We start from the raw sequence: 23297 nt of genomic DNA, 5'->3' as shown, positions 1-23297 counted from the left end.
ACCAAAAATAAGGCTGTGATACAAGCTGCTTTGAAGTTCGCACAAGCAAGATTAAGTCCCGGAATGGTTGAGCAGATCGCTGCCACGGCCGCGATTGACACGCCGGATAGTTATTTTGAGGCAGTCAATAAAGAGTATACGCTCCGTCGAAATACATTAGTTAAAAGACTCAATGAAATGCCGGGGGTTTTTTGTCCTAACCCTGGCGGTGCTTTTTATGTTGTTGCAAAACTACCTATAGATGATGCCGACAAATTCTGTCAGTGGATGCTAGAAAGTTTTGATCTAGATGGCGCAACTGTCATGATGGCGCCTGCAACAGGTTTTTATTCTTCTCCAGGGTCAGGAAAAAATGAGGTTAGAATGGCCTATGTATTAAATACTGAGGACCTTAACAAGGCAATGGATTGCTTAGAGGTTGCCTTGCAGCAATACCCTGGTAGAACTGTGGCATAATTTTAGTACTTTTGCAATAACAACGGGGCCGTTTTGGATTTGACAGGGCGGAGGTACGTATGTTAGCATGCAGTGCGTTGTACGGAGAGCACTTTAAATTGAACGTTCACACTTTGATTGGCGAAAATAACTACGCCTTAGCTGCTTAATTTAGAATTAAATAGCTTTTGTCCTTCTGGTTGCCGCGTTTTTAGGCCAGAATCAAGGGCATCGAAATAAATGACGCTGGCAATTGTAAGGTACGGTACAGTTGCGAGATAAAGTACCTAAGGAGAAAGGCAAGGTAGGTTTCCGGCCCGTCTGATCCCGAAAATAAAGTGGAAAATAAGCATGTAGAAGGCATAATTTGCCACACAACTGGACAAGGGTTCGAACCCCTTCGGCTCCACGGGAAGGGGCTTCACTAGATGGAGCCCCTTTTTCTTTGAGGTAGTAATTAAGTTTTGACTATCAATAACCATTTCCCACCTGCCCAATAAATTCTAACCACAATTTTTCAGCGATTTCTACAGCACTTAAAACTTCATTTTTCTGTGGCTTATTCAAACTAACTTACTACAGGATCATCCGCTTTAATCCGGTTTAACCAATAAGTCAAAACCCGTTCAAAAACCACATACCCTACGAAGATTATAAACCCGGGCTGCAAAGATGTATAATTAACTGTCGTAGTTTTCAGGAATTCGTTACTGATATTCAGATTGGAAAGCTGACTTTTCAGGATACCATTCAAACCAATATAAGTCATCGCTACCCCAACAACCATCACATCTGCCATATCCCATTTACCCAATTCAAAAGTCAGGTACTTTACCACCTTGTTCTGAGCCAGCTTTTCACTGCCCAGTATAACGATTCCTTTGGCAATCATTCTCAACAGGGGAAGTATGATCACGAACAACAAAATAAGTATCCCTACCAGAACCGCATCAGGTTTTGGCTGTTCAATTAAAGTGTGAACAATTCCCATGATACTTTTGCTCTGGAAAAATAACACCTGGTTTTCAAATGATACCTTCTTGCCCATCATCATAAAATCAAGCGTCTGGATCCGGGCATCAACATCAATGATGGCTGATGTCATACCAACGGCCAGCAGGATAAAAGCAAAGAACAGTGACATAATAAAGAGCGTGTTCTGCAGTTCGCGCTTGTTCCTTAAAAACCACCATAGAATCACAACCAGCAGAACGCAGCCCAGCATGCCGTAGGCATAATTATAGGTGACCTTGTGAATAGCATCCAGGTGGGAGGTAATCTCTCTGTTAAAATCAGCTGCATTAGTGACTTTATACTTGCGGAACAGATTCTTCGTGACCTGATTATAGGCTACACTGGTGCTGTCATAAGTGGCGTCCTCAAGCTGATCTATTTTACTGCTTGCAATGTTCTTCAACCTGTTTACACTCTTCGGACTGGTCACTTTATTAACAATAGTTCTGGAAAATGAGGGTACCTGTGCCTGCAGATCCTTTGGATCTACAAACTGCTTAAACGCAAACTTTTTTAATTTACCACCTACAGATTCCTGTGGTTTAGTGATTTCTTTTACAACACTGTTGATCATTCCGCTCAGCTGCGCTTCAACCTGCTTCTGCATGGCTTTCTTCTGTGCCGGGCTCACCTTATATGTTGTAACCTGACGATCTACTACGTTACTGATCCTTTCACGCCACTGGTCAAGAGAAAACAACCCGAAAGTGATATTATTGGACATACTGTAATCTTCTTTGATCTGGGTTTGCTCACTGGAAAGTATATCCAGGCGATAACCCAAATAAGCCTCCCCGCAAAGAAGTGCACTTAACCCAAGAATGAGTAAGATGTTGGACAATCCAAATTTGCCGGCCGTTGTATGTGTTTGCTCAGTTGTCAATGTATTGATGTATTAAATGATAGTATGCGGGTGAATAGTTAATGTGTATCGTAGGGAGTAATATACTTCAGGATGGTTGACAGGATAAGTCCGTATAATACAAAGCTGATGAATATGATAAATCCCGGCTGTAAAGCAGTGTTATTTGTCGTGATAATAGTCAGGAAATCACTTTTCACGTTCAGTCCCGCGAGCTGAGTCTCCAGTAAACCATTTAAGCCGATATAGGTCATCATAATAGCTATAACGATCACGTCGGCCATACTCCACTTACCAGACTGGAATGCAAAGTATTTGATGAATTTATTCTCGGCAATACTTTTTTTGCCCAGCAGGTGTATACCCGTGCTGCTCAGTTTCATGATAGGGAAAAGGATACTGAACATGAGGATAAGCGCACCAACAAGTACAGAGTCCATTCCTGACTGGCTCATTAAAATGTGAACTACATCCAGTATACTTTTACTCTGAAAGAATAGAACCTGGTTTTTAAAGACAACATGCTCTCCCAGTAATACAAAGTCGAGCGAACGTATCCGCGCGTCAACTTCGATCATAGAGGCTGTCAGACCAACTGCAAGCAGGATAAATGCAAACAGCAGTGACATTACGAAAAGTGTAGCGTGCAGGTCTGTCCTCTTACGGAAAATCCACCAGAGGGACAACACAATAGCTATACAGGCAAGCATCCCAAAGCAATAATTGTAAGTCACGGTTTTGATTTGGGCAAGCGAGGAGACAACTTTCTGATTAAATGCATCCCTGCTGGAAACATGATATTTCCGGTACATGCGGTTATTCAGTGCCTCATTAACCTTGGTGGTGCTGTCAATATATCCGGTCTTCTTAACTTCTTCAAACTTGCCAAGGGCCATTGAACTAGCCTTCTTTTTATTCGCCGGGTTATCTGCCTTGGCAATAACTGTCCGGGCGAAACCCGGTACCTGAGCTTTGATCTTATCCGTATTCACAAAAGTTTTAATGGCAAACTTTTTCAGTTTTCCGCTAAAGGTCTTTGTTGGTTTGTCCACAAGTGCCTCTGCTTTATTGATCACAGCCATAATAACTTCCTCCACTTCCAGCTGAAGTTCTCGCTTCTGCTTTTTAGTCATGGAAAAATTCCTCACCTGATGTTTGATGATTCCTGTTACCTCATCCTGCCACTGATCTGCCGAGAACAGCCCGTGCATGATGTTATTGGTCTCAGAATAATCCTCCTTGATTTCTTTTTGGTGATGCGAAAGCATATACAATCTGTAGCCAAAATAGGCCTCTCCGGCCAGCAGCACACCCAGGCCAAGGATTAACATTAATTTTAAGACATTAAAGCCTTTAGTAGGTCTATTCGGTTGCTCAGCAGTCAATTGGTCTGAATTTAAGGTGTAATTCATCATACAACTCAGAATTTTCACAAATGTTTGAACACGATTGAATTAAACAATACACGAATAAAGAGGCAAGGCTCTAGTCGATGGTAAACCACCTTGACGCACAGCGCCTTGCTTCAGCAAGGTCGGTATCCTGGTCACAAGCCCAGGCGATAAACCCATCCGGACGTACAAGTACAGCGCTTAATCCCAATTGTTCTGTAGCCCGGCCAGAAATATACCTGACCGTGTAGTCATTCGCCATGGCTTCCAGTAAAGGATTAGCATTAAAATCAAGCAGCAGTCCCTCAGCACCATGCATTAACATGCTAATCCTTGTACCATCTTCGAACTCAAAGTCAGGAACACTGTAGCCTGTCAACGGGTGGTCGCCATCAAGATGATAATTTGTAAAAATGCCCCATATTCTTCCAGCAATGTAAGTAGCTCCATCGCCTGTATTCATGAGATCGCGGATAATCGCATTTAATGCACGGGCATGCGGGTCGGGTTTCATGATTGTAACCTGGGCGCGCGACCAGTCCAGAACCTGAGCGCCAACAGGGTGCCGTTCTGTATAGTAACTATCCAGCAAACCTTCCGGAGCTTTTCCCAGCACAGTTGCTGCGAGCTTCCAGCCCAGGTTCATTGCATCGCCAAGTCCCAGATTGAGCCCTTGTCCTCCCAACGGAGCGTGAATATGAGCGGCATCACCAGCCAGGAGCACCCGACCGTCACGGTAGGTGGTAGCCTGCCTTGCCCGGTCTGTCCAGGTTGTTGCAATATGCAAAGCATCAATGGTAACATCAGTTTTCGAGACGCGGCGCAACACCTCCTGAATATGATCCAGCGTAACTGTATGTCCTGAACTGTGGAATACCCCGTCATCAAAATCCTGTATGATAATGTATCCTGGCTGCGATTGCATATACATTCCTGTTGAAGTTACAATTCTGCCCGCACCGAGTTTCTCCGGGTCGGCAATTTCTACCCTGGCCGTGTAGCCTGTAAATTCAGGTTCCGTACCAGCGAATATAAAACCGCCGGCTTTGCGGACAATGCTCCGGCTTCCATCACAGCCAACAAGCCATTTACCTGCGAAACACCGGTCTTCTGAATAAACAGTAAGCCCATCCAGATCCTGATGGAAATCAGTAATTGCAAACCCGCGTTTGATAGTGACACCCAGAGTTGCTGCACGGCTGCTCAACACAGTTTCAAGTTCCTGCATTTCAGATATCAGACTGGTAGGGCTGGAATCAGGCAGGCGATACTTCCATTGCGAGGCATTAATATCATCTTCGTAAAGCGGGATACCGGCAAAGTGTCCTACCTGGCGTTTGCCACCATTGGTAGAAACACTATGTGGATTTTTCATGCGTTTATGTAACTCAAGTTCCTGGAGTAACCCCCGGCGGTCAAGAGCTTCGATACTGGGAGTGGAGAGCCCCCTTATCCCAAAAGGCAGTTGCTTTAATGCGGAATCCGGATTTTCTGCCTTTTCCAGTATGAGCACTGAACATCCGGCCAGTGCCAGTTCGCAGGCCAGGAACAGGCCAACGGGCCCTGCGCCAGAAATAATAACATCGTATTGTGAGGATTGCTCAGCTGTTGCTTTCATATAGAATGATTGAAACACAAAATTCTGAAATGCCTCTGTGTTAAACTTGTATAAAAGCGACAAAGTTGCCGCTTACAGCTTGCTGCCTCTGTTTTGCTTTTCTGGCAAATGTTGCCGGAGTAGTACCGCTGTAGCGTTTGAACTCCCGGCTCAGATGGGATTGATCTGTATAGCCCAGCTCAAAGGACAAACTGCTGATGCTGGTATTTGGATAATGCCACAGTTGGTTCCTTACCTGCTCAAAGCGCATCAGTCCGGATACGTCTTTTACAGTATAACCAGAAGAATGCTTAAAGTTCCTTTCCAGGGTACGTACTGTAGTATGAGCGGCTGCGGCAATATCGCTCACCGGCATAATACCTTTTGCTTTCCTCATCGCAATTCCTGCTTTGGATAACATGCTACTGGCAGCAACATGCGATCGTGCGTTCATAAAATACTGCTCTACCTGATTCACAGCTTCATCTATTTCACCAGCATGGATATATTTACTCAGGTTAGACTGAAGCTCAGCGACAGGGTGTTCAAGCGTTCGCAGCCCGTCTTTCCCAGAGGGTAGTCCAAGCAAATCAAATACTGTCCAGGGAAAGCACCTTACCGCAATGATTTCAAAATGGCCTTCTGCATAGAAATTGACCGGCTGATTGAGCAGTCCCACAAGAAAGGGTGACGGTAATGCCTGAAAAATTCCATCAACAGAAATATTGCAGCTGCTTCCGAAATGAAAAATAATCTCAGCATATCCGTCGGGCAGGACTTCATAACCGGACTGCAGTTCTCCGTAATCCATTTTATTATACCAAAAGCATTTGATGGTATCCTGCAGCGCTTCGTTAGGTTCAAATTCCTGGTGATACATTACAGGCAAGCTAGCGATAATTTCATCAACAAAAAAGGCACCCGTTAAGGTGCCTTTGATAGTATGCCCTAAAAACCAGGCATTAATTTAATTTTTCAAATCGAACCTGTCAAGGTTCATTACTTTCACCCAGGCAGCCACAAAGTCCTTTACAAACTTATCCTGACCATCTGCGCTTCCATAAACCTCAGCCACAGCTCTCAGTTCAGAATTAGAGCCAAAAAGCAGGTCTGCACGTGTGCCTGTCCACTTGATGTCTCCTGTAGCGCGGTCCGTTCCCAGATAAACTTCCTTATCTTCGGATGCTGCCTGCCATTTCGTATGCATATCAAGCAGGTTCACAAAGAAATCGTTGGTCAGCAAACCTGGCTGAGCAGTGAAAACCCCATTGTTCGAGCCATCAGTATTGATGTTTAAGACCTTCAGTCCACCAAATAACACAGTCAGCTGTGGTGCTGTCAGTGTCAGCAAATGGGCCTTGTCAACTAAAAGCTCCTCGGTAGAAACCTTCATTTTCGTATTGCGGTAGTTGCGGAAACCATCTGCTGCGGGCTCCAGGAAACTGAATGATTCTTCATCAGTTTGTTCCTGCGAAGCATCCATACGTCCCGGTGTGAAAGGAACTGTAACTTCACGACCTGCATCTTTAGCAGCTTTTTCTATACCTGCCGAACCGGCAAGTACGATCAGGTCTGCCAGAGAAACTTTCTTACCACCGGCTTGTGCAGCATTAAATTCGGACTGAATGCCTTCAAGGACTTTCAGTACCTTTTGTAACTGCAGTGGATTATTTACCTGCCAGAATTTTTGTGGGGCAAGGCGGATGCGCGCACCATTGGCACCACCACGCTTATCGGAACCACGGAAAGTAGAAGCCGAAGCCCATGCCGTAGAAACAAGTTCAGAAACACTTAAGCCTGATTCCAATAGTTTTGCTTTCAATGCTGCGATATCACCATCGTGGACCAGCGCATGGTCAACAGCAGGAATAGGATCCTGCCATAACAGTTCTTCAGCAGGAACATCCGGACCAAGATAACGGGCAACAGGCCCCATATCGCGGTGTGTCAGTTTATACCACGCACGTGCAAAAGCATCAGCAAACTGATCCGGATTTTCAAGGAAATTCCGTGATATTTTTTCATATACCGGGTCTACCCTCAAAGCAATGTCACTCGTCAGCATAGTAGGCAAATGTTTCTTTTCACTGTCATAAGCATCAGGAATGATTGCTTCTGCATCTTTTGCTACCCACTGGTGAGCACCACCCGGACTTTTAGACAATTCCCATTCGTAAGCAAACAGGTTTTCAAAATAGTTATTGCTCCATTGTGTAGGCGTAGTAGTCCAGGTTACTTCCAGTCCGCTGGTAATTGTATCAGGGCCTTTACCGGAACCATAGCTGTTACTCCAGCCAAAACCCTGTTGTTCTACATCAGCGGCTTCGGGCTCTTTACCCACATTGTCAGAAGGTGCTGCACCATGTGTTTTACCAAATGTATGCCCGCCTGCAATTAATGCAACAGTTTCTTCGTCATTCATTGCCATGCGTCCAAATGTATCGCGGATATCTCTGGCAGAACCCGCTGGATCAGGATTACCGTCCGGACCTTCAGGGTTAACGTAGATGAGTCCCATGTGCGCTGCTGCAAGTGGTTTTTCCAGATTGCGTGACTGGTGTTCGTCGCCATCTGCGTCTTCGTCAGAAACCAAGACACCATCACCTTTTACACCAGGCGTACCATCTGCATAACGTTTATCATTTCCCAGCCAGGTAGTTTCAGCACCCCAGTATACCGATTCATCCGCTTCCCAGGCATCTTCGCGTCCGCCGGCAAAGCCGAAGGTTTTAAAGCCCATGGATTCGAGGGCAACATTTCCGGTGAGGATGATCAGGTCAGCCCAGGATATTTTGTTGCCATATTTTTGTTTAATGGGCCATACTAGCCTGCGTGCCTTATCCAGACTCACATTGTCAGGCCAGCTGTTGAGCGGTGCAAAACGTTGTAATCCTGCTCCTGCGCCACCACGTCCGTCTCCAACACGGTAAGTACCTGCACTGTGCCATGCCATACGGATGAACAGCCCTCCGTAATGGCCAAAATCTGCCGGCCACCAATCCTGTGAATCGGTCATTAACGCATGAAGATCAGCTTTCACAGCTTCCAGGTCAAGACTTTTGAAAGCTTCAGCATAGTTAAAATTTTCGCCCAGCGGGTTAGACAGGGGAGAGTGCTGGCGCAAAATATTTAGCTTTAACTGGTTTGGCCACCAGTCGTTATTGCGGGTGCCACCGCCTGCAACATTATGTTTCATGCTGCCATTATGAAATGGGCACTTACTGATGTCATTTGAATCGTTTTCCATATTTGATGAGTTTATATTGTAAGCTTTGTTTAAGTCAGCTAAGCTAAAAGCATTATAAATTTAGGATATTGAATGCGTTAATCATAATCAATTAAATCTATGATGAATAGTTAAAACCTATTATGACACCATCATGGAAATATCAGAATTATCATTCTATCTTTACTGCAGCTTATATTGTCTACATGAAACAAATTTTCAGAACGCTTATCTTATTCAGTTTAACCATTTTTTCTCCGGCCGTTTTTGCGCAAAATAAAATGCAAAGCCTGGAGGAGCTGATCAACAATACAGATCCTGCCTGGCCTCTTGTTCAGAAATGGATCGGCTCTGCTAAAAATAAGGTAGAGGTACTGGCGCCTGATTCTGCAAAAGCCAAAGACGCACTATATAATATGCAGGTTTCTACTTATTCTACGCTTGGATCTATCATTTACAATACCGGAGGGATCATGGTGGATAACGGATGGCTGCGAATTTTAGGTTCGGGCAGTACACGGCTCAAACGGAATGTGCCGGAATGGAACAAGGGTAAAACCATCCAGGAATACGGAGATAAACCAGGTTACCTGCTGGTTGCCGATGACGCCGCCGGAGGCTTTTTTGCTATCAACTACGGCGCATTGGGTTCTGATCTGAAAAACATCTATTACCTGGCACCAAACAGCCTCAACTGGGAGCCCCTGAATGCCGGTTACGGCGAATTTATATTGTTCTGTTTCGACAGTGATCTTTCTGCCTTTTATAAAGGTCTGCGCTGGGCCAGCTGGGATCAGTTCATCGCCAATCTGGATGGCAGCAAGTCTTACAGTTTCCGCCCTTATTTATGGTCTGAGGAAGGTAAGGACATCGACAAATGTACCCGTAAACTGGTACCTACAGACGATCTGTATAAGTTCAATATCGTGAAACAGAAGGAGCTCAAAGCGGCAGTAAAAGAGTAGGGAAACAGGATAATCAGGAGCAACTGATTATCCTGTGCTAAATATTATTTCAATTGTGCTCCAAAGAAATCAGTTGTGCGTTTCCAGGCCAGGTCGGCTGCCGTCTTATCATAACGTGGCGTAGTATCATTATGGAAACCATGGTTGACGTTTTCATAAACAAAGCCTTCGTATTTTTTGCCATGCTCTTTCAGCGCCGCTTCATATGCGGGCCATCCGGCAGTAATTCTTGTATCGAGAGATGCGTAATGCAGCATAAGTGGCGCCTTGATCTTTGGCACATCCGTCAATGCAGGCTGGCTGCCATAAAAGGGGACAGCTGCAGCAAGATCGGGTACACGAACAGCCATCATGTTGGCTATACCGCCGCCAAAACAGAAACCTACAACGCCAACCTTACCATTGCAGTCCTTGTGACTTTTAAGGTACTCAAATGCCGCAATAAAATCTTCTTCCATTTGTCCCTTGTCCCTCTTGCTTTGCAGTTCGCGTCCCGCTTCATCATTGCCCGGGTAACCGCCAAGAGGGGATAGTGCATCGGGTGCCAGTGAAATGAAACCCGCCAGGGCTGCTCTTCTGCCTACATCTTCGATATAAGGATTCAAACCCCGGTTCTCATGTACGACAATGATGCCTCCAAGTTTTCCTTTAGCATCCTTAGGTTTGGAGAGCAGTCCTTTAATAGTGCCTCCGCCTTTTGGAGATGGATATTCAATGTATCCTGAATTCAGACGCGGGTCGTCAGCTTTCACCTGGATGTTCCCTTCGTAATCGGGCATCAGGAAACTCATCAGTGCAGGGACGGTTAATCCGCCAACAGCATAAGCTGATAGTTTTTGCATAAATGACCGGCGGTTTACGCGATTGTGTGCATAGTCGTCATACAGGTCGAACACTTCCTGTTTAATGTCTTTTTTATCAATGTGGCTCATAGTTAAAGGCTTTACTCAAAAATAATAATTTTAATTCACACTTTGTACCTCTGTTTTTCTGGCCGCATGTGCCGCTGCAATACTTTCTCCCGTAACTTCATTCTGACTATTGTAGGCTTCCCTGTAAGCCCGTAGTTTGTCATTGATTACCTGTACGCGGTGATTGAAATCCACAAAATCAGCAATCATCCGGTCCGCATCCTCTTCGGTGGCAGTGGTCAGATCATTAAATCTGAAATATATATTTGCCAGATCATTTTTGAGCGCTAAAAGATGCTTCAGCTCTTCCATGTCCATTTCATCAATGTCATAGGCCTGCTGGAGTAAACTGGTCATAATTCCCATCATCTTCTTGCTGATATCATACTTTGCCCAGATGGTATCATATTCGGTTGCCGATTCCGGTTTGGTCGTTACAATTTCATCTATGGCAACCATGTTGATTGTTTCCTGCTCTAAAACCTGGGCAACATATATCGCTCTGCCATAATGGGCGAACAGTAAAGTCAGCTGTTCATTCTTTCTTGTGGTATTTTCGGTTGATTCTTCCTGATGCGTCATATAGATTGGTCTTGGGATCTAGCTCTAACAATTTACAGACCATTGATTGCTGCCGCTAATTTTTAATTCATCACAATTTGTCTTTGTCGTATTTGCCCCTGCAAGATGGCTGATATACGGAGCATTGCCGAAGGCTTTAAAGCTTATCTTTAAATAACAAATCAAAACTTACCGTTATGGAAACAGCAGTTGTAAATACAAAAGAATTTATCCTTTCACTCATTGAGGCATTTGATAACAATGATGTAGAATCGATACTTGAACATCTGTCGGATGATATCGAATGGACTATCATCGGCCATGAGACACTGTCCGGAAAAAATAATATTGAGGAGTTTTTCAAGGCACACCCGGATATGAAGATGCTTTCTTCTACTAAAGATCATATGATTATTGATGGCGATTCAGTTGCGGTCAATGGCGAGGTAGATTGTGTTAACGAAAGCACAGGTAACCGTCAGGATATGTTCTATTGTGATATCTATGATTTGAAAGATGGCAAAGTGCAAAGAATGACCTCGTATTGTGTGGATAAAAAGCAACCTGAGCAGGAATTCTAAGCAATTTGTATAAACGAAAAAGGGCAAAATCCCCTCTAAAGGGGATTTCCCTTAATGCTCATTCCCTTATATTTGCAGGAAAAAACATCATGCAAAATAACCTGCAGCAACTTTACGGGAATATTGATATTTATTTATTCGACCAGTTATTAAAGGGGCGTTTCGACGACTGTCAGCGTATACTCGACGTCGGTATCGGTGGCGCACGTAATATTCACTATTTCCTGCAGAACGGATTTGAAGTTTATGGGATAGACCCGCAGGCAGAAGCCATAGAAAATGCAAAGCGTTTATCTGCTGTGCTTGCACCAGACATGCCGGCTGATAACTTTGTAGTGGCCACAGCAGAGGAGCTGCCATTTCCGGATAACTATTTCGATCTTTCCATCTGCAGTGCCATTTTCCACTTTGCCAAAAGCGATGCGCACTTTGATGCCATGCTGCGTTCCGTTTGGCGGACGCTTAAACCAGGGGGTTATTTCTTTGCCCGCCTGGCATCTGATATTGGAATTGAGGCATTGGTAGAGCCCCTGGGCAATAACGTTTATCTGTTGCCGGATGGCACAAACAGGTATCTGGTTAACCAGGAAACGCTGTTACGTTACACTGAAGAACTTAATGGCGAGCTTTTTGAACCTATCAAGACCACCAACGTGCAGAACCTTCGCTGCATGACCACCTGGTGCCTGCGTAAAAAATAACTTCCTTCCACTCTTTGTAGACATAATGGGCAGTTTGTATCAAGTATCTACAGTTTGAAACCTGTCAGTTACAAACGCCGGTTTTATTTGATTTCCGAGCGGTTATTATGGCAGTCAATGCTTTGTTAGTGTTAATTTTACAATAAGAAAACGCTTCATAATTAAGCAGATAGGGGATTAATTGAATTTTTCCTCTTTTTATTGCTTTAAATTATGCCACATGTGGTTTTTAGGAATTACCGGGCACATTCTGGCATAATTTTGGTCAAAGCATATTTGTTGTAAAGCATTATTAGCCAGGAGAGATATTTAAGGCATTGGGCGGCCTGTTTTTTACAGAAATGTGGTAAAATAAAGCTTTACTGTCTTGTATACTGGATTATTCGGCTTGTCTTTTAATGTTTGCAATAAATTAACTGAAGAATACATTTTGAATGTCTTCTGTAGAAGAGATTCAATGGAATTTAAAATTTAATCTGCCGAATTTATGAAGATCCTGCTGAGTTACCTTAAGAAGCATAGATGGACAGTCCTCCTTGCCTTGTTAATGACTGCTATCAATCAAAGCTTTTCCCTCGTTGAGCCGCTGATTACAGGTAAAATTGTTGATGAATATATTAATAAACGCGAACTGCTCAGCAGACATGAATATTTCTCGGGCATTTTAACCCTCATTGGTTTGGGAATCGGGGCCGCATTCCTGTCCCGTATCGCCAATAACTTCCAGGATTACTTCACCATTACCGTAGCGCAAAAAACAGGTGCAGAAATGTATGCCGATGGGATGAAGCATTCCCTCGCAATGCCTTATCATGTTTTTGAAGAGCAGCGGAGCGGTGAGAAACTTGATACTTTACAAAGGGTAAGAAGTGATTCAGAAAACTTTATCAAATCATCAATCAATGTCACCTTTATGGCATTGTTTGGGATCATCTTTGTCAGTGTATACTCTTACTTTATCAGTTATAAAGTTACCGTTGTATTCATTCTGGCTGTACCGATTATTACTTATCTGAGCTGGGTGCTTTCAAAAAAGGTAAAGGTGATCCACCGTGCAATTATCCTGAAAACTTCAGTACTTGCAGGTCGTTCAACCGAATCATTAAGAAATATAGAACTGGTAAAAAGTCACGGTTTGGGCGATCAGGAAATTGAGCGCCTGAACATGGCAACTTACAAAATCCTGAACCTTGAGGTGGTAAAAACCAAGATCCTGAGAATGCTCAGCTTTATCCAGGGCAGTACGGTGAATATCGTACGCAGTACTATGGTTGTTGTAATGCTCATGCTGATCTTTGATCAGGAAATCTCTGCAGGTCAGTACTTCAGTTTCCTGTTATATTCTTACTTCCTATTTGGTCCGCTGCAGGAATTTGGCCATATGGCATTAACCTGGCGCGAGGCGCAAATATCTTTAGGGAATTTCAAAAGAATTATGAATATGCCGGTAGAGCGTATCCCTGATTCACCTACAGAACTGAATAAAATTGAGCATATCCAGTTTAAAAACGTCTTCTTTAAATACAAAAACAGTAACCGTAATGCCCTTAATGGAATCTCTTTCCATGCAGAAGAAGGAGAAACTGTTGCTTTCGTTGGTCCTTCAGGTTCCGGTAAAACTACGCTGATTAAGTTACTGGTAGGACTATACAAACCCTTTAAAGGAGACATCCTCTATAACCAGACGCATACAGACGATATCCATCTCGATGAACTGCGCCGAAAAATCGGTTTCGTAACCCAGGATACACAATTGTTCTCGGGGAACATCAGGGATAACCTCAGATTTGTTAAACCCAATGCTACCGATGAAGAATGTTATGCAGCGTTGAACAAAGCCGCTTGTCAGTCGCTTTTATCAAGGGCTTCTGATGGTCTTGATACGCTGATCGGTGAAAGCGGGGTGAAAGTATCAGGTGGTGAGAAACAACGTTTGTCTATCGCCAGGGCGCTGTTACGCCATCCGAATATCCTGTTATTTGATGAGGCTACTTCATCGCTGGATTCACTGACGGAAGAGGAAATCACCAAAACCGTAAATAAACTGTCTGAGCTGAAAGATCACATCACGCTGATCATTGCACACAGGTTATCTACGATCATGCATGCCAACCGTATATACGTGCTTGAAAACGGGCATATTATTGAAAGTGGTAACCACGATGAGTTGCTTGAGCAGAAAGGCTTGTACTATGCAATGTGGCGTCAGCAGGTTGGTAAACGTAAGTTAGTGGAAGAGCTGAATAAACTGGACGCGCTGATCGAAAACTAGACAGCAGGTGTTCCCAGATTAGTTAATACTAAACGGCGTTTCCAAAGTGGAATCAGTAAAACAACAAGTACCATGCAGGAAGCCAGTGCAGTAAAACTCAGGATGTGGAACTTCTGATCGGTGATCCCGGTATGAAAAAGTACTTTTAGCTGTGAGCTGGAAAGGATGGCCCCGAGATAGGCAAAAGTTCTGTACAGCCCAAAGGATACGCCCTTTTGTGCCAGAGGTGCTTCCGCGTTGAGCAGTGCCTGGTTGGCAATCAGGTTTAATCCTTCAGCAATACCCATAATTACTGTAATCACAACAATCATAAAAATGCTGATTTGTTCATTGAGCATGAACATACCCCCGCATGTAGCCAGCATAAACATGGCGCCCAGAAAGTTCTGGGTAAACAGTTTCTTGCTTTTTGAAATGAGTAACCCTACAGCTATAGCTACTATTGAATCCGGAAGCATGAACAGTCCGGTTTGTGCCGGATTAAAATGTCTCACGCCTTCCAGCCACTGCGGAAATCCATAAAGCATGGTATACAGAATGTAACTTGTAGCAAGTGCCCTTACATAAACCAGCAGTAAGGCAGGTTTGCTGGCAAGCAGCCGTACATCTATAAATGGATTACCCTGTCTGCGTTCCCAGATTATCATGAGCAGGAGCAGCGCAGATACTGGCAAAATCAGCTGCCATGTAAACGAATGCTGTATCAGTAAAAACAGGAGGGAGAGGAGGAAAAGTGTAAAAATAAGGATGCCGGGAATATCCAGCCTCTTTAACAACTGTGGGGTATCGATCTTCTCTTTTACCGGATCATCCGGGATAGCTTTTGAAAGGTAAACAGCGATCAGCACCCATGGAATATTGATAAAGAATATACCTTTCCATCCCAGCCATTGAGTGAGCAATCCGCCCAGTACCGGCCCTAAAATCATACTGACCTGTGCAGAAATGCCGATTATCCCCAGGATATTGCCAGGGACAGGCAGTTGTGCTTCTGCATATTTTTTATTGAGCAGGGCCATAGCCGAAGGGTAGGCTGCCGAAGTGCCCAGTCCCAGGATAATCCTGGACACTACCAGCCAGGAAAAACCCGGTGCAAAGATGCCGATGAGTGCCGCGATCAGCACCAGGATAAAGCCCAGCGTGTTAATTTTCTTGGCGCTGAATATATCAGCCAGCCGCCCCATAAGCGGCTGGGCAATAGTGGAGGTTACGTACAGCGAAGTTACCAGAATAGCCCCTGATCCCACGCTGATCTGAAATGAATTGCATAAAGGAATCAATGCCGTTGCCAGCATTGTCGAATTCAGCGGGTTCATCATCGTGCCGAGCACAATGGGCAGCATGAATCTATAGGGAAAGGGTTCTTTCTTTAGGGTAGCAGACATTCAGATGGTTTCGGACTTATGTTTCCGGCTGTGTTAGTAGGTTTCTTTAAGCTTTTTGAGGATTGCAGCAGTATCGCCAACTTCTCCGATACGCGGGAAGATCAGCTTCAGGCTGTGCTCATGTCCGGAAAGATGCATGTCGGTCATGGCATCTGCCGCGAAAGTAATATTGTAGCCAAGGCGGCTGGCATCTCTGGCCGTTCCTTCCACGCCTATACTGGTCGCGATACCAGCTAAAACGATACTGGTAATGTTTGAGGCTTTTAATTTCTCATCCAGATCTGTGTTGTAAAAGGCACTCCAGCTGGTTTTGGTAATAAAGATATCATCAGCGGCATCTTTCAGGATTTCCGGAACAATATCAAAAAAGCCACTCTGTTCCATGCCTGCCCTTGCTTCTGCAATTGCATCTTCTCCTTTTGGTGCTGTAGCTTGCTCAACGCGGGTCTGTGTCCATTTGGCACCCAATGGATTAACATTTACTACAACTACAGGCAGATTTTTATCACGGAAAGCAGTTGCCAGCTCTGCGGATTTTGCAACGATGTCTGCTGCCGGATGAACGACTGGCAAACTTACTATGCCTTTTTGAAGATCTATTAATACCAGTGCTGTTGTTGGATCGAGGAAAGTTATCATATTATATGTGTTTATTTTGTGTGCTGCTTAGGTTGTTTGTTATTTGTATTCAGCCAGTTTCTCCATGAGTTCTACTGCCTGTTGCAACAGTTTCTTATCGGCCGCTGAAAGACACTGCTCAATAGCTTCATTCAGCCATTCATCACGTTCAAACCTGGTCCTGTCTACCATCTCTTTACCAAAGTCACTGAGCGAAACCGCCACTTTCCTTTTGTCAGTTTCTGAAGGTATTTTAACAATGAGGTTGGCTTCTTCAAGTTTGTTGATGATTTGCGACATCGACTGCGCTTTGATTTTTACCATCTCAGCCATCTGTGAAGGAAACAGGGGCTGGTGGTTATACAGGTTGGAGAGGGTAGTGATCTCCGTAATGGATAAGTTATCAATCGTGTTGATCTGCTGCCTGAGCCTCTTAAATAAATGCGAGGTGACAGTTCTCAAGGAAGAGGCAAGGTGAGTATTCTTAGTCATATTGTAAGTAAAACTTATAAGTTTACCTTACAAATATAAGTGTTATTATATTGATATATCAACAATTTTAAAATTTAACATTCAAAGCAGACAGAAAATTAGTCAACTTAGTTTATGTAATTTCAAAATAGAATCTATGTAAATTCAAAATGAAGTCAATGTAATTTCAAAATAGAAACCTGAATTTTCTGAATACTAAGTTGCCTCTACCTGCCAAAGTAAATAAAACACTTATTTATGGCGGTATTGAAAATTGATAAAGAAGTAAATACGAAATCTCAGGCCGGAGCAATATCAGCGAAGCCAAATCATGAAAAAGCAAATAGCCCGGCCTTCTGAAAAGGCCGGGCTATGGGTATGATGAAGATAATACTAGTTTGTTCTTCCCGGATACTGCTGTAACGCAACCGTCAGACAATCCATTGCTTTATTCAGATCATCGATATTAATTACATATGCCATCCTCACTTCCTGTTTTCCTGATCCTGGTGTAGAGTAAAAGCCAGTCGCGGGTGCCATCATTACTGTGCTGCCTTCATGGTCGAACTTCTCGAGTATCCACTGACAAAACGCGTCAGAATCATCGATAGGAAGTTTGGCAACCACATAAAATGCCCCACCCGGATTAGGGCAGAATACCCCTTCAATTGCGTTCAGTCTGGACACAAGCGTATTCCTGCGCAATGTGTATTCCTTGTTCACCGCTTCAAAGTAACTGTCTGGTGTATCCACAGCTGCGGTGCCTGCAATTTGTTCAACCTGTCCCGGACTCAGCCTTACCTGTGCAAATTTCAAAGCAGCTTTGATTACTGCCTTATTTTTTGTGATCATGCAGCCTAAACGGGCTCCGCATGCGCTGTACCTTTTAGACACAGTGTCAATCACGATTACATTCTCCTCCAATCCCTCCAGGTGCATTGGGGACACGAATTCAGCACCTTCGTAACAGAACTCCCTGTAAGCCTCATCACAGAACAGAAACAGGTCATATTTTAAACACAGTTCTTTCAATGCAGTCAGTTCATCACGGGAGTACAAATATCCAGTGGGATTATTTGGGCTGCAGATCATGATGCCTTTTGTTTTTGGCGTGATCAGTTTTTCAAATTCTGCAATAGGAGGAAGGGCGAAACCATTTTCGATATAGGAAAGGATAGGTTTAACCACCACATTGCTCATGCAGGCAAAGCCATTGTAATTTGCATAAAAAGGTTCCGGGATGATGATCTCGTCGCCTTCATTTACACAGGTTTGCATGGCAATGGTAATCGCTTCAGAACCACCCAGTGTAACCAGGATATCTTCTGGCGTTATAGTATAACCCAGTTTATTGTAATATTCGGTCAGTTTGGTACGGTAACTTAATGTGCCTTCAGATTCAGTATATGCCCATACGTTAAAATCGATATTTTTAATGGCGTTTAACATTCCTTCGGGGGTGGCTATATCCGGCTGTCCAATGTTCAAATGGTAAACTTTTTTGCCATCCTTTTTTGCCTGAGTGGCGAATGGGCTGAGCTTTCGTATAGGTGAAGCGGGCATTTGTATCCCTTTTTCTGATATATATGGCATGGGTACAAAAGTAAAAAACCTCGCTGATTAACGAGGTTTTTATAAAGAAAATATTTTTTCTATTAAATTATTTGCTGCTTGAAGCTACGGTCTCACCTTTAATGTACAACACTTTAGTAGTCGTTTTAGCATTGGAAGTGATGGTGATGCTTTTGCTGAACGGAAGTGGTGTTCCGGCAGGAGTGTAGGTTACTTTGATTAACCCTGACTGTCCTTTCTGAATAGGAGTTTGTGTATAGGTTGGAACTGTACATCCGCAGGTAGTTTCTACTTTAGTAAGGATCAATGGTTCTTCACCAACATTTGTAAATTTGAAATCTACAGATACCGGTTTGCCCATTGGAATTTTCCCAAAATCATATGTTTCTTTTTCGAACTTAAATTCTGCCGGTTTGCTTTGCGCGAATGAGGCAACGCTTACGCCTAAAACAAAGGTTAATAGTACAATTAGCTTTTTCATGTTTGTATGTTTTAAACAAATTTACTGATTTACTTCACAATTCAAAGCACCAAACAAATTTATATATTGCGACTTCTGTCCAGCCATAATTTATTAAATTCGTATCTTTGCCCAATAAACTTTTGTTTCTATGATGCTAAATAACAAACTTACAACGAACCCCATCGATGCTTCAGAATTAAGTTTTGAGGCCTTTAAAACGATTGTGATCGAGGACTATAAGATTGCTTTCGAAAGCAGGCAGGCGAGTTTATTAGGCCGTAAGGAAGTTTTAACGGGTAAGGCTAAGTTTGGTATTTTTGGCGATGGCAAGGAACTGCCGCAAATTGCTATGGCAAAGGCTTTTAAAGACGGCGACTGGCGTTCGGGTTATTACCGCGACCAGACCTTCGCTTTTGCAACGGGCATCTGTACAATGAAGGAATTCTTCGCTCAGTTGTATGCAAACCCGGATGTAGAAGCAGACCCGGCATCCGCAGGAAGACAGATGAACTGTCACTTTTCTACCCGCTCCCTAAACGAAGACGGATCATGGAAAGATCTTACCAAAATGAAGAATTCATCCTCGGATATTGCCCCTACAGGCGGCCAGATGGCCCGTTTGGTAGGTTTGGCATATGCGTCGAAATTATATAGAAAGAACCCTGAACTGGATTACCTGAAGAATTTTTCTGTAAAAGGGAATGAGGTTGCTTTTGGTACCATCGGCAATGCCTCTACCTCTGAAGGGGTATTCTTTGAGGCCATCAATGCAGCAGGTGTGTTACAGATACCCATGGCAATCTCCATCTGGGACGATGCCTACGGCATTTCTGTACCGGCAAAATACCAGACAACCAAGGAAGATATCTCCGAAGTATTAAAAGGCTTTCAGCGTGATGACCAGAATGCAGGATATGAGATCTATAAAGTAAAAGGCTGGGATTATCCTGCACTGTGCGAGACCTATCAGCAGGCTATCCAGGTCTGCAGGAATGAACACGTTCCGGTGATGATCCACGTGACAGAAGTAACTCAGCCACAGGGACATTCCACCTCCGGCTCACACGAACGATATAAAGATAAAAGCCGTTTGGCCTGGGAGAAGGAATATGATTGCCTCCGCCAGATGCGCATGTGGATGCTTGAGTCTGCGATCATCGATGAGGAGCAGCTGACCGCACTGGAAAACACTGCCAAAATATTTGTCCGTGAGGCACAGAAAGAAGCATGGAACGAGTTTCTTGCCGATATCAAAATAGAGAAAGACGAGGCGGTCAAAATGATCAATAACCTCGCTGTTTCAAACCCCTTACTTGGTAAAATTACTGGTACACTTGCAAATACTCCCGATGCCCAGCGAAAAGAGATCATTTCTTCGGCAAGAAGGGCGCTGCGTATTACCCGCGGACAACCTTCTGCGGAAAGGGATCTCCTGATGGATTGGTACTATGGAGAAAGGGCAAGGAATGAAGAACGCTATAACTCCAAACTCTTCAATGACGGGAAGGAAAGCATTTCAACGATCAGTATCACGGAGGCTTCCTACCATGATGACAATAAAATGGTTGACGGACGTGAAGTGCTGAACGCCTGTTTTGATGCCAATTTTGCGCGCGACCACCGTCTTGTAGCTTTTGGTGAAGACCTTGGAGCTATTGGCGACGTAAACCAGGGATTTGCAGGCTTGCAGGCAAAATACGGTGAACTGAGAATTACCGACACCGGGATCAGGGAAATGACCATCATCGGACAGGGGATAGGGCTCGCACTGCGTGGCCTCAGACCAATTGCCGAAATCCAGTACCTGGATTACCTGTTATATGCAATAAATATATTGAGCGACGACCTGGCGAGTCTCTCTTACCGCACCAAAGGTGGTCAGAAGGCTCCGCTGATCATCAGAACCCGCGGACACCGTCTGGAAGGTGTATGGCATTCAGGATCACCCATCTCAATGATCCTTGGATCACTGAGAGGCTTACACCTGTGTGTACCAAGAAACATGACCCAGGCAGCGGGTATGTACAATACTTTGTTGCGTGCTGATGAACCTGCACTGGTTATCGAATGCCTGAACGGCTACCGCCTGAAAGAAATGATGCCGGATAATGTTGGTGAATTTACTGTGCCGCTTGGCAAGGCCGAAATCATCCGTGAAGGTGCAGATATCACTATCGTATCTTACGGCTCTACTCTTAGAGTTGTAGAAGAAGCTGCAGAAGAACTTGCACTAATGGATATCTCCGTAGAGATCATCGACCCCCAAACGCTGTTGCCATTTGATACAGATCATCAGTGTGCTGCTTCCCTCAAGAAAACCAATAAACTCCTGATTGTGGATGAAGATGTGCCCGGAGGCGGTTCTGCCTATCTGTTGCAGCAGATCCTGGAAGTGCAGGGAGGTTATTACCACCTGGATGGACAACCGCAAACGCTGTCAGCAAAGGCACACCGTACACCATATGGCACGGATGGGGACTACTTTACAAAACCTTCTGTAGATGATGTTATAGAGACTGTTTACAGTATGATGCATGATCATAACGAAACAAAATATCCCGCTATATATTAACCTGAATACTTAGTCCGGTATTTTTCATAGGATAAGAATTGATGCATTCGCTAGTTGAACAAATGTCTGAATTCAACAGGTGTCTGGTTCGTCTTGTTTTTGAATAATTTGCTGAAGGACTGTGAATATTCGAATCCCAGTCGGTAGGCAATCTCACTTACAGACAACTCCGTAGTGCTGAGCAACATTTTGGCCTGTTCAACAAGCTTTTCATGTATTAACTGTTGAGTGGTCTGTCCGGTAAGTTGTCTCAGACAGTCGCTCAAATATTTGGAAGACATATTCAATTCAGCTGCGAGGGCACTGGCAGTTGGTAATTCTGCCTTGATTTCATTATCTATATGTGTTTTCAATATCCGTTCAAACCTGCTGAGCAAGTCGTTACTCACAACCTTCCTCGTAATAAACTGTCTGTTGTAGTAACGGTTGCAGTAGGAGAGCAGCACTTCCAGGATAGCTATGATCAGATCCTGGCTGAAATTATCGATAGGCAGCCGGTACTCCCTGTCAATCTGTTCAAAAATCGTTTCTACGGATTTCTGTTCATCGTCTGACATAATCAGCGCTTCATTTACAGCATAGTCGAAAAAACCAAAATCTTTGATCTTTTTGCCCAGCGGGTACGATAGCAGGAAGTCTGGGTGTATAGTCAGGATCCATCCAGATTTGGCAAAAACAAAATCTTCGTCAATAAAGCTCACTTGCTTAGGGGCAAAGCAAGAGATCACCCCCTCATCAAAATCATAGGTAGTCTGTCCATACTGCATCTTGCAGGGCGATTGCATCTTCAGGCTGATCTGGTAGAAATCAGAGATCAGCCGCGTGCGCTGCCCGGTTTTAACCTCAGGAAGATCCTCAAAGCGGAGTATACTGAACAGCGGATGTTTAGGCATTTCGATACCAATTGCCCCGTGCATTTGCGAGACGGTCTTGAAATGTAAGCTTGATTGATGTATATCCATATCAGAAGGCTTTCAACAAATTTACAATTACATTTTCAATCTTTTTCTATACTGTTTGGCTACGTTTCTGGCAATCATAGAATTTGGCATAAAAGTGATTAGCCTGGCTGCAATACGGTTCAGAACTCCTGAGACCGTAGCCTGTTTGCCCTTATCCAATGCCCTTATTATTTCATCAGCAACCTGTTCCGGCGTTTGCGTTGGGGTGCTGTCGTAGTCAGCACGAAGTCCAGTGGCCGTATCGCCATGAATTCCGGCTGCCTGATTAAAATTTGTTTTTGTCAAGCCTGGAGAAAACAGCATTACATGTACATTGTAAGGAACACATTCCTGCGTAATCGCCTCTGTAAACGACCTTACAAAAGCTTTGCTTGCAGCATATGTAGACATATAAGGTACTGGCATAAATGCAGCCATGGACGCAATATTGACAATTGTGCCCTTACGCCTCGCTTTCATTTTAACCAGAAAGAGATGGGTCATTGCAACCAGCGATGAAATATTTAGCTGTATCAGATCCAGTTGCGATTTCAGGGACAGTTCAGCAAATTCACCCCCTGATCCTATACCTGCATTATTGATAAGCATACCTACTTCCAGACCGCGTGTTTTAACCTCCTCAAATATCTGTTCCGGCGTTCCTGGTAAAGATAAATCAGCCACAATATATTGCGCATCAATATCGAATTTTTCCTTTAGAAATTTGCATTGTTCCTCCAGTTTATCCTCATTTCGTGC

20 protein-coding genes and 1 other RNA gene are annotated in these 23297 nt (G+C 44.0%); 7 read left to right on the top strand and 14 right to left on the bottom strand.

The genetic code is table 11. The annotated features are described in order from the left end of the window. The coding region (locus ABWY16_RS05460; RefSeq protein ID WP_353903645.1) for an aminotransferase class I/II-fold pyridoxal phosphate-dependent enzyme at positions 1–456 on the top strand (456 nt) is incomplete at its 5' end. Between the two features lie 24 nt (positions 457–480). After that, positions 481–847: a transfer-messenger RNA gene (gene ssrA, locus ABWY16_RS05455) on the top strand. 156 nt (positions 848–1003) lie between these two features. Here ssrA and ABWY16_RS05450 read toward each other — a convergent pair. From ABWY16_RS05450 to katG, 5 genes are all read right to left on the bottom strand, one after another. After that, complete coding sequence (locus ABWY16_RS05450; protein WP_353903644.1) at positions 1004–2332, bottom strand: paraquat-inducible protein A; 1329 nt, start codon at positions 2330–2332, stop codon at positions 1004–1006. A gap of 38 nt (positions 2333–2370) precedes the next feature. Next, entirely contained in the window at positions 2371–3642 is a 1272-nt protein-coding gene (locus tag ABWY16_RS05445; RefSeq protein ID WP_353903643.1) for a paraquat-inducible protein A, read from the bottom strand. 154 nt (positions 3643–3796) lie between these two features. Beyond that, on the bottom strand, positions 3797–5320 hold the full coding sequence (locus tag ABWY16_RS05440; protein ID WP_353903642.1) for an FAD-dependent monooxygenase: 1524 nt from the start codon (positions 5318–5320) through the stop codon (positions 3797–3799). Between the two features lie 40 nt (positions 5321–5360). Continuing rightward, positions 5361–6179 carry a DUF6597 domain-containing transcriptional factor gene (locus ABWY16_RS05435; protein WP_353903641.1) on the bottom strand — a complete coding sequence of 273 codons (819 nt, stop codon included), beginning with the start codon at positions 6177–6179 and terminating at the stop codon, positions 5361–5363. 87 nt (positions 6180–6266) lie between these two features. Then, on the bottom strand, positions 6267–8546 hold the full coding sequence (gene katG / locus ABWY16_RS05430; protein WP_353903640.1) for a catalase/peroxidase HPI: 2280 nt from the start codon (positions 8544–8546) through the stop codon (positions 6267–6269). Between the two features lie 185 nt (positions 8547–8731). Between katG and ABWY16_RS05425 the strand changes: the two genes are divergently transcribed. Beyond that, entirely contained in the window at positions 8732–9490 is a 759-nt protein-coding gene (locus ABWY16_RS05425) for a DUF2625 domain-containing protein (protein ID WP_353903639.1), read from the top strand. Between the two features lie 44 nt (positions 9491–9534). On the opposite strand, the gene ABWY16_RS05420 is transcribed toward ABWY16_RS05425, so the two are convergent. Further along, positions 9535–10422 (bottom strand): dienelactone hydrolase family protein, encoded by an 888-nt coding sequence (locus ABWY16_RS05420; RefSeq protein WP_353903638.1) that lies wholly within the window; start codon positions 10420–10422, stop codon positions 9535–9537. A 30-nt stretch (positions 10423–10452) separates the two neighbouring features. Continuing rightward, positions 10453–10983 (bottom strand): hypothetical protein, encoded by a 531-nt coding sequence (locus tag ABWY16_RS05415; RefSeq protein WP_353903637.1) that lies wholly within the window; start codon positions 10981–10983, stop codon positions 10453–10455. 176 nt (positions 10984–11159) lie between these two features. Between ABWY16_RS05415 and ABWY16_RS05410 the strand changes: the two genes are divergently transcribed. The 3 genes from ABWY16_RS05410 to ABWY16_RS05400 all read left to right on the top strand — a co-directional run bounded on the left by ABWY16_RS05410 (position 11160) and on the right by ABWY16_RS05400 (position 14516). Further along, positions 11160–11543, top strand: a complete 384-nt coding sequence (locus tag ABWY16_RS05410) for a nuclear transport factor 2 family protein (RefSeq protein ID WP_353903636.1) — start codon at positions 11160–11162, stop codon at positions 11541–11543. 89 nt (positions 11544–11632) lie between these two features. Beyond that, on the top strand, positions 11633–12244 hold the full coding sequence (locus ABWY16_RS05405; protein ID WP_353903635.1) for a class I SAM-dependent methyltransferase: 612 nt from the start codon (positions 11633–11635) through the stop codon (positions 12242–12244). Between the two features lie 487 nt (positions 12245–12731). Further along, positions 12732–14516, top strand: a complete 1785-nt coding sequence (locus ABWY16_RS05400; RefSeq protein WP_353903634.1) for an ABC transporter ATP-binding protein — start codon at positions 12732–12734, stop codon at positions 14514–14516. On the opposite strand, the gene ABWY16_RS05395 is transcribed toward ABWY16_RS05400, so the two are convergent. The 5 genes from ABWY16_RS05395 to ABWY16_RS05375 all read right to left on the bottom strand — a co-directional run bounded on the left by ABWY16_RS05395 (position 14513) and on the right by ABWY16_RS05375 (position 19043). Beyond that, positions 14513–15901: an MFS transporter gene (locus ABWY16_RS05395; protein ID WP_353903633.1), complete on the bottom strand. Its 1389-nt coding sequence runs from the start codon at positions 15899–15901 to the stop codon at positions 14513–14515. The two genes, ABWY16_RS05400 and ABWY16_RS05395, sit on opposite strands and share 4 nt — an antisense overlap. A gap of 33 nt (positions 15902–15934) precedes the next feature. Beyond that, positions 15935–16540 carry an isochorismatase family protein gene (locus tag ABWY16_RS05390; RefSeq protein ID WP_353903632.1) on the bottom strand — a complete coding sequence of 202 codons (606 nt, stop codon included), beginning with the start codon at positions 16538–16540 and terminating at the stop codon, positions 15935–15937. Positions 16541–16579: 39 nt separating this feature from the next. After that, on the bottom strand, positions 16580–17011 hold the full coding sequence (locus ABWY16_RS05385) for a MarR family winged helix-turn-helix transcriptional regulator (RefSeq protein WP_353903631.1): 432 nt from the start codon (positions 17009–17011) through the stop codon (positions 16580–16582). Positions 17012–17383: 372 nt separating this feature from the next. After that, entirely contained in the window at positions 17384–18583 is a 1200-nt protein-coding gene (locus tag ABWY16_RS05380; RefSeq protein WP_353903630.1) for a pyridoxal phosphate-dependent aminotransferase, read from the bottom strand. Between the two features lie 67 nt (positions 18584–18650). Further along, positions 18651–19043, bottom strand: a complete 393-nt coding sequence (locus ABWY16_RS05375) for a DUF1573 domain-containing protein (protein ID WP_353903629.1) — start codon at positions 19041–19043, stop codon at positions 18651–18653. 130 nt (positions 19044–19173) lie between these two features. Between ABWY16_RS05375 and ABWY16_RS05370 the strand changes: the two genes are divergently transcribed. Next, entirely contained in the window at positions 19174–21597 is a 2424-nt protein-coding gene (locus tag ABWY16_RS05370; protein WP_353903628.1) for an alpha-ketoacid dehydrogenase subunit alpha/beta, read from the top strand. A gap of 50 nt (positions 21598–21647) precedes the next feature. Here ABWY16_RS05370 and ABWY16_RS05365 read toward each other — a convergent pair whose 3' ends face one another. Together ABWY16_RS05365 and ABWY16_RS05360 are read right to left on the bottom strand one after the other, a co-directional pair. Further along, on the bottom strand, positions 21648–22559 hold the full coding sequence (locus ABWY16_RS05365; RefSeq protein WP_353903627.1) for a helix-turn-helix domain-containing protein: 912 nt from the start codon (positions 22557–22559) through the stop codon (positions 21648–21650). Positions 22560–22586: 27 nt separating this feature from the next. Next, positions 22587–23297: SDR family NAD(P)-dependent oxidoreductase (locus tag ABWY16_RS05360; protein WP_353903626.1), on the bottom strand; the 711-nt coding region annotated here is incomplete at its 5' end.

Source organism: Pedobacter sp. (assembly GCF_040513095.1).
Classification (GTDB): domain Bacteria; phylum Bacteroidota; class Bacteroidia; order Sphingobacteriales; family Sphingobacteriaceae; genus Pedobacter.
This window is presented reverse-complemented; position numbering and strand designations above follow the sequence as displayed.